At 61.1% G+C, this 14551-nt stretch carries 9 protein-coding genes; all 9 read left to right on the top strand.

The features are described 5' to 3' along the window. Positions 1 to 138 precede the first annotated feature (138 nt). From EL257_RS26610 to EL257_RS26650, 9 genes are read left to right on the top strand one after another with little or no spacing between them, the layout of a single operon-like run. The gene (locus tag EL257_RS26610; protein WP_126367616.1) at positions 139 to 1509 is read left to right on the top strand and encodes an SrfA family protein; all 1371 of its coding nucleotides are present in this window, start codon (positions 139 to 141) and stop codon (positions 1507 to 1509) included. Positions 1510 to 1526: 17 nt separating this feature from the next. Continuing rightward, positions 1527 to 4586, top strand: a complete 3060-nt coding sequence (locus tag EL257_RS26615; protein WP_126367618.1) for a virulence factor SrfB — start codon at positions 1527 to 1529, stop codon at positions 4584 to 4586. After that, positions 4583 to 7297: a putative virulence factor gene (locus tag EL257_RS26620; RefSeq protein ID WP_126367620.1), complete on the top strand. Its 2715-nt coding sequence runs from the start codon at positions 4583 to 4585 to the stop codon at positions 7295 to 7297. The genes EL257_RS26615 and EL257_RS26620 overlap by 4 nt, the downstream gene beginning before the upstream one ends. Before the next feature lie 3 nt (positions 7298 to 7300). Then, positions 7301 to 8320: a hypothetical protein gene (locus EL257_RS26625; protein ID WP_126367622.1), complete on the top strand. Its 1020-nt coding sequence runs from the start codon at positions 7301 to 7303 to the stop codon at positions 8318 to 8320. Further along, complete coding sequence (locus tag EL257_RS26630; protein WP_172604525.1) at positions 8320 to 10311, top strand: vWA domain-containing protein; 1992 nt, start codon at positions 8320 to 8322, stop codon at positions 10309 to 10311. Before EL257_RS26625 ends, EL257_RS26630 begins: the two co-directional genes overlap by 1 nt. A 10-nt stretch (positions 10312 to 10321) precedes the next feature. Beyond that, positions 10322 to 11038 carry an ABC transporter ATP-binding protein gene (locus EL257_RS26635; RefSeq protein ID WP_126367624.1) on the top strand — a complete coding sequence of 239 codons (717 nt, stop codon included), beginning with the start codon at positions 10322 to 10324 and terminating at the stop codon, positions 11036 to 11038. After that, positions 11022 to 12245: an ABC transporter permease gene (locus EL257_RS26640; RefSeq protein ID WP_126367626.1), complete on the top strand. Its 1224-nt coding sequence runs from the start codon at positions 11022 to 11024 to the stop codon at positions 12243 to 12245. Before EL257_RS26635 ends, EL257_RS26640 begins: the two co-directional genes overlap by 17 nt. Beyond that, positions 12235 to 13779, top strand: a complete 1545-nt coding sequence (locus EL257_RS26645) for an SUMF1/EgtB/PvdO family nonheme iron enzyme (RefSeq protein ID WP_126367628.1) — start codon at positions 12235 to 12237, stop codon at positions 13777 to 13779. Before EL257_RS26640 ends, EL257_RS26645 begins: the two co-directional genes overlap by 11 nt. 36 nt (positions 13780 to 13815) lie before the next feature. Further along, positions 13816 to 14547, top strand: a complete 732-nt coding sequence (locus EL257_RS26650; RefSeq protein ID WP_126367630.1) for a hypothetical protein — start codon at positions 13816 to 13818, stop codon at positions 14545 to 14547. The last annotated feature ends 4 nt before the right edge of the window (positions 14548 to 14551 follow it).

Genomic DNA, 14551 nt, shown 5'->3' on the forward strand with positions numbered 1-14551 from the left:
TCAGCTAGCCTCGTTCGGTTTTGGCCTAACGGCTGATTGACGGCGACATCATAATGACATTAAGGTCGCCAGCTAAATGCAGGAGCAAGCGCAGGCATTTCCGCCTGGCATTTGCGCAACGGAACATATGGAGTATGGATGCGCGGGGCACTACTACGCAGCGGTAAGAGCGGGTCATTCACTGCCTTGGGCGAAACAGGCCAACCGGTTTACCGAGCGGCCCTGCAATTGCGCGAAGCGATTCGCCGCAAGAACCCCGAGCTGGTTGATCACTTGGCCATCCCTCAAAGCGATGAACTCGGCAATCAAATCGACTGGTACAGCGGTCTCGATGGTGACGTGATCCCGTGGAGCAGCGCCACCGAAGAAGAGCGCGCGCCTGCGCGTCGTCAACTGGAAGCGCTGAAGACCGCCCTCGAAGAATTGAGCCAGCGTTTCCTCGGTTCCGATTCGGACGAACCGCAGCAAGGCGACAAAGCCGTGTTTGGCAAGTTGCTCAAGCGCGTCATTCATTTCCCTGACGAAAACTTCGTCTACCTGGTGCAAGGCAAACCCGTGCTGACCTTCTGGGGTTTCGAGCACGCCGGCGCCGATCGCAATCGCGACCCGCTGCACTGCCTGTATCAAGTTCCTCCGGTTTTCACCTTGCCTCCAGAAACGCCAGCACCCGCAGCGGCGCCAATCGCGCCAGTGGTTCCTGTCGTGACGCGTCCTTGGTGGCGGCGCTGGTGGTGGTGGCTGTTGCTGCTTCCATTGCTGCTGTTGCTTTTGTGGCTGCTGCTCGGGTTGCGCGGCTGCGTGCCGATTCCACTCGTCGCCGTCGACTTGCTGCCAGCGGGTGTCGTGCCGGTGGAAAGACAGGTTGAACCGCTGCCCGTCGGCACCGCTGCAACGGTCAATGGCGTTCCGGTCACCGGCACTGGCGCTGGCGTCGACACCGGCGCAGCCGTGCTCGGCACACAAGGCGCGGAAGTCCCGGCACCCGACGGCAACGAAGCCGTCGCCGAGAACGCAGGGGTGACTCAAGACCCGGCTCTCGAAACACCTGCCAATGCCGCGGAAAACCCGAGTGCGCCACCTGCCCCGGCACCGGCCCCGGCTGACGCAGACAAGGCTGCCGCCGCCGCAAAAGCAGGCCCGGCTCTGAGCATTCCGCCGAACGCGGCTGACGGTGCCGCCGATTTCCTTGATGGCCAATATCGCGCGGGCGCCGGCATCCAGGACCGCCGGACCGGCAAGCCGCTGCGTCTGGAATACCAGTTCAAGGACGGCAAGGGCGAAGTGACCGTGCATCAGGCCGACGGCTCGAAATGCAGCGGCCCGGTTGCCGCCTCGATGAAGGGCGGCAGCCTCGCCATCGACAGTCAGGGCCAGGCCGTTTGCGGCGATGGCAGCACCTACGACATGCCCAAGGTCAACTGCCGCAAGGGAGCGACCAGCGTCGCCGACTGCACCGGTGGTTATGGCAAAGATCAATTCCCCATGTCCATGCGGCAAATGGGCGAATAAGCACGGAATAACGCAAAATGTTGCCTGAAGTCACCCAGTTCGAAGACACCGTCACGCTCGTCAGCGATACCGGCATCCAGTTCATGGATTTTGCCTTGCGCCTGGATCCCCGCAAGGAACCGGCGGGTGAGTTCGCCCCGATGATCAGCGGGCTGGTGTGCCGGTTGATGTACAACGAAGAGAAAGACTTCTACTTCTACGAGCCCGAGCCGGAAAAGATCGAGAAAGCCAAGCCGGCGTTCAGCCTCGACATGAAAAGCAGCCTCGACCTGCTCAACGGCGTCTGGCTGCCGATTCCGTTTTTTCGCTTCATGCCGCCACACCGTTTTGACGAGGGTCCGAGCAACTGGTCGCGCATGCGTCTGGTGAAACTCGCCGCGCCAGACATCGATGGCAACACCCATCGCCTGACCATGGCCTTCGACAGCCGCGTGATGCCCAAGCGTGACGGTACGGCCTACCTGGCGCCAAACGAGGAGGACATCAGCTCCGGTGTGTCTTTCAAACTGGCAACCAAGGCCAGCGAAACCCGCTGGTTCCTCGCCCAGCCGTGGGTCAATGAATGGCTGCTGGAACTGTTCAACGAGGGCAACAGCCATCGTTCGCGTGAAGAACTCGACATCGACATCCGCGCCAATCATCACCTGGCGCATTACCTCAACGTCCTGAGCCTGCTTGGCAAGCCGTCCACCGCCATGCAGTCGACCACCCGGCCGAAAGTCGACATTCCCGAACTCAAAGTGGTTGCAAATGACGCCAACGGTCAACCGATCCTGGTTGACCTGGTTCTCGACGTCGGCAACTCGCGCACATGCGGCATCCTTATTGAAAACCACGGCCAGGCTGGCTCCGGACTCAAGCACAACTACGTGCTGGAACTGCGCGACCTGATCACCCCCGAGCACACCTACAATCAGCCGTTCGAGAGCCGTGTGGAATTCGCCCAGGCGAACTTCGGCAAGGATCACTGCTCGGTCAAAAGCGGTCGCCACGATGCGTTCCAGTGGGCAACGATCGCTCGGGTCGGCAATGAGGCCGGACGCCTCGCCAGCCGTCGTCGCGGCACCGAAGGTTCAACCGGGCTGTCGAGTCCGAAACGCTATCTGTGGGACGAGAAGGCTTACGCGCCGGGCTGGCGATTCAACTGCTCGTACGTGAAAACCGATAACGAGCCCTACGCCACCGCCGCGCCGTTTTCTCACCTGATCAACGAAACCGGCGAGGCGCTTTACAGCCTCGACGAAGATGACCGTTTGCCGGTGTTCATGCCGCGTTACTCGCGCAGTTCGCTGATGACTTTCATGCTCGCCGAAGTGCTGGCGCAAGCGCTGTCGCAAATCAACAGCCCGGCCCAGCGCTCGCGCCAGGGTCACACGCGCTCACCACGCCAGCTCAACAGCATCACCCTGACCGTGCCGCCGGGGATGCCTCAGGCCGAGCGCAGCATTCTCAACGAGCGCATGCTGCAAGCCATCGGTCTGGTGTGGAAAAGCCTCGGCTGGCATGCCGGCGAAGAGGATCCGCATCAGAAAGAAGGCGTCAGCCCACGCACGCCGATCCCGAGCATTCGCGTCGAGTGGGACGAAGCCTCCTGCGGCCAGTTGGTCTATCTGTACACCGAGGTCAACGAGAACTTTGCCGGCCACCCGGAAGAGTTCTTCGACACCATTGCCCGCCCTGACAAGACCGACCGCGAACGCATCACCCTGGCGACCATCGACATCGGCGGCGGCACCACCGACCTGGTGATCACCGATTACCGTCTCGACCGCGCGGGCAATACCGGCAGCGGCAGCAACGTGCACATCGTCCCTGAGCAGCGTTTCCGCGACGGTTTCAAAGTGGCCGGCGACGATATTTTGCTCGACGTGATTCAGGACTTCATTCTGCCGAGCTTCGAAAAAGCCCTGCAGATCGCCGGAGTGAAAGCGCCGGACTCGCTGATGTCACGCCTTTGTGGCGATGAATCGGTCAGCGCCCAGGACGTGATTCTGCGCCAGCAATTGAACCTGCAAGTATTCTCGCCACTCGGCCTGGCGCTGCTCAAGGCTTACGAGCACTACGATCCGCAAGTGCCGCAGGAAGCCACGCCGCAAAGCTATCGCCAACTGCTCGGCGACCAGGCGATCAGCCAGACCGTGCTCGAATACGTCAACGCTGCGGTGCGCCGCGATGTCGGTGGGCAGAGCCAATTCGATCTGTACGAGGCGCAGATCAGCTTCGATCTGCAAAAACTGCACGCGGCATTCCTCAACGACCAGATCAACATCACCAAGATTCTCGGTGCCCTGTGTGAAGTGGTCGCGCAATACCCATGCGACGTCCTGCTGCTGACCGGCCGGCCTTCGCGCCTGCCGGGTATCCAGGCGTTTATCCGCAAGGTTCTGCCACTGCCACCGGGTCGCATTCTGGCGTTGCAGAATTACCGCACCGGCGGCTGGTATCCGTTCCACAAGAACGGCCGTATCGACGACCCGAAAAGTACCGCATCGGTCGGCGCCATGCTGTGCCTGTTGTGCGCCAACCACAGCGTGCCGAACTTCTATTTCCGCTCTTCGGCGCTGAAACCGTATTCGACGGTCAAGCACATCGGCGTGATCGATCTGAACAACGTGATCAAGGATGCCGACGTGCTGTATCGCGACATTCAGTCCGAAGACTACAAGATCAAGTTGCCGGAAATCGGCGTCGGTGACGATGCCGACACGCCGCAGCTGGAAATGCGCGGCGACCTGCGTCTGGGCTTCCGCCAGTTGGCCGCCGAGCGTTGGTCGGCCTCGCCGCTGTACACCTTGCGTTTCACCAAGGCCGGGCGGGAAAAGTTCTCGCGCGCCGTCGGTGAAAACGGCAGTGCGCCGTTGCTTAAGGTGCGCTTCGAAGTGAAGACCGCCGACCAATACACGAAAAAACAGGATCTGGTCAGCGACCGCCTCACGGTGCGCGCCATCGAATCCAACAGCAACAACGTCAGCTTCAACCCGCGCAGCGACCTCGAGCTCGAACTCAATACCATGCTCGATGCCGGCCTGAGCGAGACCAAGTACTGGCTCGACAGTGGAAGTGTGAAACGCAAATGAACGACCTGACCCCCGATCAACGCCAGCTTTCCGCCCGGTGGGCTGCGGTTTACGAAGGTGCCGGTCAGGCACTGGACTGGATTGAACAGACGCGCGTCAACGCGCCGCGCCTGGACAGCGAAGCCGACAACCTGAACATTCGCCTGCATCGCGCCCGCAACCTGGCTCACAGCCTCGGTCGCGTGGCCTGCACGCCGATGACCATCGGCTTTTTCGGTTTGTCCCAGGCCGGCAAGTCCTATCTGATTTCCGCTTTGGCTGCCGGTCAGAACGGCAAACTGGAAACAGACTACGGCGGCCAGCGCCTGGACTTCATCCGCCACATCAACCCGGTTGGGGGTGGCAAGGAAGCCACCGGTCTGGTGACGCGCTTCAGCCGTCGCGCCACGCCGAGCCAGGATCCACAGTTCCCGGTGGAGCTGACGCTGTTCAAGGAAATCGAGCTGGCGAAGATTCTCGCCAACTCCTGGTTCAAGGACTTTGACCTTGAGCGGATTTCCTATGAGATCGACGAAGAACGCATCCAGCGCGTCCTGAAGCCCTTCGAAGGCCGTGAGAACGGGCCGCTGCAACCGGGGGTCAACGCCGACGATCTGGTATCGCTATGGGATTACCTGCGCGACAACTTCCGTAATTCGGTGAAGAAACTCGAACACCTGTACTGGCCGAAAGCGCTGCAACTGGCTCCACGCCTGAACTATCAGGAACGTGCCGAACTGTTTGCCATTCTCTGGGGCGAGCAGCGCGAGCTGACCCGGATGTATCAGCAACTGGCCGGCGCGCTGCACAAGCTTGGCCTGCCCGAAACCGTGTTCGCACCGCTGAAAGCCTTGGTGACGTTCGAGAACGGCACCTACAGCCAGCGCGACAGCATCATGAACGTCGACATTCTCGAGCGCTTCGGCAGCCCGGCGGATTTGCCGGTCGATGTTCGCCCTGTCGTCGCCGGGAGCCTGAAAAACAGTCAGGGCATTCCCGTTGCGCAACTGGCGGCGCTGACTGCGGAAATGACCTTCGGGCTGATTGAGGATCCGGTCGACGCGATCGTCAACCAGGTCGACCTGCTCGACTTCCCGGGTTATCGCGGACGCAAGAAACTTCACGAAATCGCCGACTCCAGCGACCCGGAATCCGCGACCAAGGACAATTCGGTCTCGCAATTGATTCTGCGGGGCAAAGTCGCCTATCTGTTCGAGCGCTACACCGATAATCAGGAAATGAACGCGCTGGTGGTGTGCACCGGTTCGACCAAACAGAGTGACGTCAACGACGTCGGCCCGGTCCTCACGCGCTGGATCGAAAAGACCCAGGGCGCCGATGCCGCCGAGCGCAGCAAGCGTGCAACCGGACTGATCTGGGCGCTGACCATGCTCGACCTGCGGGTGACCAACTCGTTGAGCCTGACCGCCGATCAATACGACGAGAGCTGGAACGGCATGGTCAAGCTGACGATGCTCGAACGCTTCGGCAGCCTCAGCTGGATGAACGACTGGGCCGGCACGCCGTTTCAGAACACCTTTCTGGTGCGCAAACCGCGGATGGATGCGGCGTTTATCGTGCAGGATGCCAGCGGCGCCGAAACCGGCCTCAACAGCACTTATCAAGCCCGCGTCGAAGCACTGGGCAGCAGCTTCGCCAGCAACGCGCTGGTGTGCCGGCACGTCGCCAACCCGGCGAAGGCCTGGGTGGAAATGCTGAAAGATGATGACGGTGGTATCAGTTATTTCAGCAACAGTTTCACCAAAGTGGCGAATATCGAATTCAAGTTGCAGCGCATCCGAGAGCAGCTCGACGAATGTCTCGAAGGCCTGACCACTCACGGCCTCAGCACCTGGTATCACGCCGACGGCGACGGTGCGGCAGCGGCCAAGAAAGCTCAGGCGCAAATGATTCTGTCCGGCCTCGGTCGACGCCCGGCGGTGCTCGGCGAGTTGATCGATCAGCTCGACATGCGCAGCGAAGAAGTGCGTGACCTGTACCTCAGCGGCGTCTACGAAACCGATGACGAACCGGCTGCCAACGATGAGCCGGTCAGCCCATCGCCTAGCCAGAGCCTGTACGGCAACGACGCGGGGTTCGATTTCGACTTCGGTGGCGATCTCGGTCAGGACAGTGCTCCGGCCAGCAGCAAAATCGGCAGCGCAGCGCCCGAACTGCAAAGCAATGAACACCGTTTTGCCAAGGCAGCCTTCAAAGCCTGGATCGCCCACCTGCGCGAACTGACCACCCGGCAAAGTCTGCTCAACCTGCTCGGTCTGGAGAAAGCGCTGCTGGAAGCCGTGGTGGATGAATTGATCACCGCCGGTTACCGCCATGACTTGCCGGGGCAACTGAGTCGCGCCGTACTCAAGCGTGCGCAGAGCGGCGCGCGCCGCGATCAACTGGTGGAGCGTCAGGTGCTCGAGGTGCAGCGGGTGCTGCGCGATTTCGTCTCCTGGTTCGGCTACATCCAGAAACCGGTCAGCGAACGCCCGAACAGCCGGGCCGGTGCCAAGGCGCCGCTGTTTTCGTTTTATACCGACATCGGCCCGGGGCAAGTTCCGGTGCTGCCGGCACAACCGTCGAATCAGGCGCAGCTGTTTTTGGGCGACTGGCTCTCGGGCCTGGCCTACATCACGCTGGACAACGCCGGCCATGGTGCCGGTCGCGAAATCACCCCTGAACAGAACGAACGGCTGGGCCAAGTGCTCACCGCCTTCGCAGCGAGATAAGCAATGCCAATTCGTGTCGACCTGCTCGCGTTAGAGCCCAATGTCCCTGGCCGCGCCTGCCTTACCGTAAAGAAATGGCAAGGGGCGCAGGAGCAGCTGGAGTTTTCCATCCAGCGTAACCAGGACAGTTTCTACCTCCAGGAAGGACAAGTCTGGAGCAATAATCCGTGCTGGTTTCAGGTCTCGCGTTTCGACCTCGCCGCCAACGGTGAAGCGCTCGAAGCTCAGGTCGGCGCGGATGTCGTCGACCCGTTGCTGGAAGGCGGCGCCAATTCACAATTTCGCATTGAACTGCGCGAACAGGGTCCTGGGCAAAGCGACGTCGGGGTCGTGCGTCCGGGGGTCGGGCTGCTGCCGTCAACGGCCGGCGGGGAAACACGCTCCACTTACGGCGCCGCGCAGCTGAGCACGCCAAGCGCTGCGGAGCCGGAGATTCCCGAGTTGCCGGAGCTGGTACTGCCTGAAATCGAGGCCCCCGTCGAACCTGAGCCGATCACCGCTGAGCCCGTCTACACCCCGCCACCGGCACCAGTGAAGAAGAGCAACAAAGGCTTGATCGGCCTGATCATCGTGGTGCTGCTGCTATTGGCGGCGGCCGCCGCGTTCTGGTGGCTGAAGCGCGCCCCGGAACCGACCGCTCCTGCTGTGGCCGCGACGCCAGCGGCCGGTGCCGATGCCGCGGCCTGCACGCTGGAAAGCATGAACAGCCTGCCTGAGCTGACGTTCGTGCAGACTTGCATCAAAGCGGCGCCGGACAGTGCCAAGCTGCTGGAGATCATCAATCAGGCCAAGGCCGGCAAACACTGCGGTGTCGCCCAACGCCTGTACGCCAACCGCGCTCAGGCCGGGGATGCGTTGATCGCCAACGCCTATGCCCATGAGTACGATCCGAAATACCTCAAGGCCAGCGATTGTTTCCCGACAGCGGATAACGCCACCGCCGCTTACTGGTACGAAACGATCCTGACCCAGGACCCGAACAACGCCGAAGCCAAGCAGCGTTTCGAGGAGTTGCAGAAGTGATGCGTGCGTCCGTGAATCGTTTCCTGCTCAGCAGCGCCGCATTGCTCGCACTGTGCATCAGCCCGGTGACGCTCGCCGATGCCAAACCGCTGATCCAGGAAGGCAAAAAAACCTTGTTCCAACGCGTGCTGACTACGCCGGGCTGCAAGATCAGCCCGAGCGCGGGCGGCGCGGCCGGTGAAGAACAACCGGTGTTCAGCCGTTTCTATGTCTACGAACGCGCGCAGGCGAGCAACGCCGAGTGGCTGAAAGTCGGCCCCGACAGTTACGGCAAGACCATTGGCTGGCTACCGGCCAGTTGCACCACCGACTGGAAGATGCAACTGACCCTGGCCTTCACCAACCCGGCCAACCGCGATCGACTGCTGTTTTTCAAAGAGCGCGCAACGGTCGAAGGCATCCTCGATGCGCCGGACCCGGTGAGCAAAGTCGCACCGCTGCGGGCCACGCTGAAGAAAGGCCAACAGGCCCCCGGCGTGCTGGCCGAAGAACCTGAATATTTCGTCGACCTGCAAAAGCAGTTCTATCTGTTGCCGGTGCTCAGCGGCGAAGAAGTCATGACCGAAGCCGGTTTCCGCACGCGCCTGCTCAATGTCGCATCGGTCAGCAAAACCGAGGCAAAAGACGCCAAAGGTGCCGCTGCTGGCGGCGTATCCGGCGGCAAGGAAGCTGAAGACAAGGCCACCAGCCAACTGAAGGAATTTAGTGCGGCGGTAGTCTTTGTGATCGATTCGACGATTTCCATGGACCCTTACATCGACCGCACCCGTGAGGCGATCCGCAAGGTCTATCAGCAGATCGAATCGCAGAACCTTGGCAAGCAGGTCAAGTTCGGGCTGGTGGCTTTCCGTTCCAGCACCGATGCGGTGCCGGGTCTGGAATACACCACGAAAATGTACGCCGACCCGACCAAGGTCAAGGACAGCGCGGACTTCCTTGCCAAGGTCGCCGACCTCAAGCAAGCCAAGGTTTCCAGCAGCAGTTTCGACGAAGATGCCTACGCCGGCGTGATGCATAGCATCGACACGGTCGACTGGAGCCAGTTCGGCGCGCGTTACGTGGTGCTGATCACCGATGCCGGCGCCATCGAAGGCGATGACAAGCTGTCGAAAACCGGTTTGAGCGCTGCGCAGGTTCGCCTTGAAGCGGCCAACCCAGGCGTGGCGATTTATACCCTGCACCTGAAAACACCGGCGGGCATCAAAGACCACGCCAAGGCCGAGGCGCAATACCAGAACCTGTCGACTTATCCAGGCACCACTACCTCGCTGTACTACCCGGTGAATGCCGGCGATATCCAGGAGTTCGGCCGCAAGGTCGACACTCTGGCTACCGCCATCACCTCACAGGTCAAAGCCGCGTACATGGGTGAAGATGCCATCGGCAGCGCCGTCAACGCCAAGCAGGATCCTGCCGAGAAGAAAATGCTCGATGACGCGGCCCTGATTGGCCACGCCATGCAACTGGCGTATCTGGGCGAAAAGACCAACAGCAAGGCGCCGCCAGTGTTCAAGGCCTGGATCACCGACCGCGATCTGATCAAGCAGAACATTCCGACCACCGATGTACGTGTGCTGCTGACCAAATCCCAGCTCAGCGATCTGAGCGATGTGATGAAACAGATCCTCGACGCGGCCAACGAAGGCCTGATTTCGCCGACGGAAATGTTTGATCGCCTGCGCTCGGTCGCCGCGACCATGGGCGCCGATCCCAACCAGCTCAAACAGAACAGCAACGCCAAACTCGCCGACATGGGTGTGCTCGGCGAATACCTCGAAGACCTGCCCTACCAGAGCGAAGTGTTGAACCTCGACGAGGAGACCTGGAAGAGCTGGGACGGCCTGGCCCAAGAGAAATTCATTCGCACGCTGAACACCAAACTGCGCCACTACCAGCGCTACAACGCTGACGTCGACCGTTGGGTGGCACTGGCCAAGGATAGCGATGCGCGCGACAACGTTTACCCCGTGCCTCTGGAAATGATGCCCTGACGAGACGCTGATGCTCGAGATCAAAAACCTGCTGGTGCGCCGCGGTGAGGGCGCATTGGCGCATCACGTGCGTCTGCCGCAATTGCGGATTGGCGGCGGAGAAATCCTCGCCATTACCGGCGAAAGCGGCAGTGGCAAAAGCACGCTGCTCGAAGCCATCGGCCTGTTGCTGGCGCCGGTCGAACTCGAGCGCTTTCGCCTCGGCCCAGCGCCCGCGTCAACGCAAACGGCGCAAGACATCGCCCGCCTGCTCGCGAGCGATGACCAACCGGCGCTGGCCGCGGTGCGTTCGCGGGATTTAGGTTTCATTTTGCAAAGCGGCGGCTTGCTGCCGTTTTTGAGTGTGCGCGACAACATCAGCCTGCCGCGCCGCTTGCTCGGCATGTCCGCGCATAGCGCGCACATCGATCAGGCGATTGAGGTGCTGCGCCTGCAGGATCTGCTCGGTAAAAAACCCCAGGCCCTGTCGATCGGTGAGCGTCAGCGCGTCGCCTGTGTGCGCGCCATTGCCCATGAACCGTTGTTGCTGTTGGCCGACGAACCCACCGCCGCTCTCGATCCGCACAGCGCCCGACGCTTGTTCGAATTGTTGCTGAGCCTGGTCTCGAATATGGGGCTGAGTGCCTTGGTGGTCTCACATGACTGGGCGTTGCTCAAGGATTTCGGTTTGCCACGGCTCGGCGCCATCAGCCGTCAGGGAGAAACACTGTTTGAACCGATGGACTGAGCGCCTGCGCCTGCTGATCACGCTGGCCCTGCAAGACCTCTGGCACGACCGCAAGGTGTCGCTGTGCATCGCCGCCTCGCTGGTGGCGGTGATTGCGCCGTTGCTGCTGTTGTTCGGGCTCAAGCACGGCGTGGTCAGCCAGTTGCAGGACGAGCTGCTGCGCGATCCGCGCAATCTGGAAGTGAAGATGCTCAGCAACGGCAACTACGACAGCGCCTGGATCGAGCGCCTGCGCCAGCGCCCGGAAACCGGATTCGCCCTCGGCCAGACCCGCTCGCTCAACACTCAAGCCGATTTGCTGATGGGCATGCAGCGGTTCGTCGAAGGCGCGGAGATCATTGCCACCGAACCCGGCGATCCACAACTGAACCTGCCGCAACTCAACCCGGTCGGCAATCAAGTGATCCTCAGCGCCCGCGCCGCACAACGCTTGCAGGCCAAGGTCGGCGACCGTGTGCAACTGCGCGCGTTACGCCGACTCGAAGGCGTCAACGAACGCGGTGAAATCACTTTGAGCGTCCTCGCCGTGCTCGACGGCGCACGTTTCGGCCGCGCCGCCGGGTTTGTCGCGCCACCGCTGCTGCTGGAACTCGAGCGCTTTCGCGACGGCTACCAGGTCAGCGCATTCGGCCTTGATACCGGCAAGCCGCAAGGCGATCTGCAACCGCTGTACGCCCGTGCGCGCGTATATGCGCGGGATATCGATCAGGTTGCGCCGCTGGAGCGCTGGCTCAACGAACAGCACATCGAAACATCGAGCCGACTGGCCGACATCGACAACGTCAAAGCCATCAACCATGTCCTCGGTCTGATTTTCGGCGTAATTGCCCTGGCGGCGCTGATCGGCTGCGTAGCGTCGATGGTCGGGGCCTTCCTGGCCAACATCGACCGCAAGCGCAAAAGCCTCGCGGTGCTGCGCCTGCTGGGTTTCAACCGCGCGGCTGTCGGCGGTTTCGTGATTACCCAGGCGCTGCTGCTGAGCCTCACCGGCTATCTCGGCGGGTTGGGGTTTTATGCCGTCGGCAGCCACTTGTTCGATTACTTGCTCGGCAGCAGCCAGGCGACCGGCACCTTCGTTTGCCACATCACTTTCTGGCACGGCCTCGCCGCCCTGCTCCTGACCTTTCTGGTCGCTTCGCTCGTCGCCATGATCGGCGCGATGCGAGCCATCAGCATCCAACCTGCGGAGAGTCTGCGTGAGCTATAAACATTTTGGCTTGCTGTTGCCCCTGAGCCTGGGCTACCTGCTCGACGCCTCGGCGGCGGGCTGGGAAGAGAAGTATTACAACCCGATGCCCGAGGCCAGCGACGTGGTCATGCCAATGCCTTGCGAAGGTTCGATGGTATTTCGCAAGGTGTTCATCCCGGTCGCCGGTCCGCTCGATGACTACCCGATCAACATAGGCCAGGACGGCGCTGAATACGGTTATGTCGAGCAGACGCGACCGACCTTCATCGCCGGCAGTTTTACCGGCGGCAAGAGCGATAAATCCCGTTACTACCTGATGGCCAAGTACGAGATGAGTCAGCTGCAATACGCCGCGCTGACCGAAGAAACCTGTCCTACCGCTGCGACCAAAATGCGCCTGCCGCAAGTCGCCGTGAGCTGGGTGCAAGCCATTGATGCCGCCGACAAGTACAACCTGTGGCTGCGCAAGAATGCTGCCGACAAGCTGCCGAAAGAAGACGGCGCGCTAGGCTTTCTGCGCCTGCCAACAGAGGTCGAGTGGGAGTTCGCCGCCCGTGGCGGTCTGGAAGTCGGCGCGGCGGAGTTTCGCGACACGCACTATCCGATGCCGGACGGCATCAACGCCTATGAGTGGTTCGCCGGGGCGCAATCGTCCAACGGCAAACTGCAACTGAGCGGTTTGCAGAAACCCAATCCGCTGGGCCTGCACGACATGCTCGGCAACGTCGATGAAATGATGTTCGAGCCGTTCCGCCTGAACAAACTCGACCGCCAGCACGGCCAGGCCGGCGGCTACGTAGTGCGCGGCGGCAATTACCTGACTGCGCAGGCCGACCTGCGCACCGGGCTGCGCAAGGAACAGCCGTACTACAACGCCGACGGCCAGGTGAAAAACAAGACCACCGGCCTGCGTCTGGTCATGGTTTCGCCAACCCTGACTTCGCGTGAACGCGTCGCCAGCATCGAAAGCAGCTGGAAGAAACTCGGCACTGGCAGCAAGGAAACCGAATCGGCCGATAAAGGCACAGTGCAGTCCTTGAACACGTTGGCGTCGGGCGTGGAAGACAAAGCCCTCAAGGAAAAACTTCAGGCGTTGGAAAACCAGTTGCGCGCGAGCAATCAGCAGCAGGAAGAAACCCGCGATCAAGCGATTCGCGCCAGCCTCAATCTCGGCGCGTTCCTCTGCACCAAAATGCTCGATGACGGCCAGTACGTGGACTTCCTGCAGAAAAACTACAAGCTCAACTGCGAGTCCGCCGACAAGGACGCCAGTTGCGACATGCGCAAGGGCAAGCTCGACGAGCAGAAGGATCGCCTGCACAAACTCAGCCGTTACTACGCCAGCAGCCTGGTGGAGTCGGCGACGTTGTATGGCCAGCCGCTGCTGGAGGCACAGGTTCCGGTGATGGAAGAAATCATCACCCGCAACAAACAACTGCAGGACCTCAAGCCGTACTTGCGCACGCATTGGGCGAATCAGAAGACCTTTCTGCAAAAACAGAAGATCGACACCGATGCCTGGCTGAACAGCTGCAAAACCGTATCCCAATAACAACGCACCACAACACTGTCATCAAGGAGTTTCACCATGTCGCGCAGCCTCTGGACTCGCTTCAAGCTACAAATCGCTTTCGTACTCACCGGTAGCCTGCTGCTGACCGGTTGCGCCAACACTGGCAGCTCGATGCTCGGTGGCAGCGACGGTGCCGACCCACGCCTGACCCAGGGCAGCGACGCGCAGTTCTTCAGCAAGTCCGGTTATCAGGCCTGTGCCGTTGGCGCCGGCGTCGGCATTCTCGGTTGCGCGTTGTCCAACAGCAGCAACAAGGCTGTTTGCGCCATCGCCGCCGGTATCACCGCGTGTGGCGTGGCGATGGGTGCCAACTACTATCTGGATCAGCGTCGCAGCGAATACTCCGACACCACCACCCGTCTGGCAAAAATGAACAGCGAAGTCGAACAAGACACGCAAAACGTGGTTACCCGCACCGCGACCGCGCAACAAGTGATCAACGACGATCAGGCGCGCATCGCGCAGATCAAGAAAGACATCGCCAATAAGAAAGTCGACAAGACCAAGGCCCAGGCGCAAATCGCCGAGATCGATCAGAACATCGCGCGTCTGCGCAAAGACCTCGGCAACATGCGCACCAAGGTCACCGAGTACACCAAAGTGGCTGACGCCGAACGTGCTCAGGGCGCCAACGCCGAGATGAAACAGGTCGACATGAACATCCTGAAAATGAACGAGAAAGTCGCCGCCCTGCAGAAGGAAGTCGACGGTCTTTACAGCCAGCGCTCCGCGATCACTTTGGGTTAAGCAC

The sequence above is a fragment of the Pseudomonas fluorescens genome (assembly GCF_900636825.1).
GTDB lineage: Bacteria > Pseudomonadota > Gammaproteobacteria > Pseudomonadales > Pseudomonadaceae > Aquipseudomonas > Aquipseudomonas fluorescens_BG.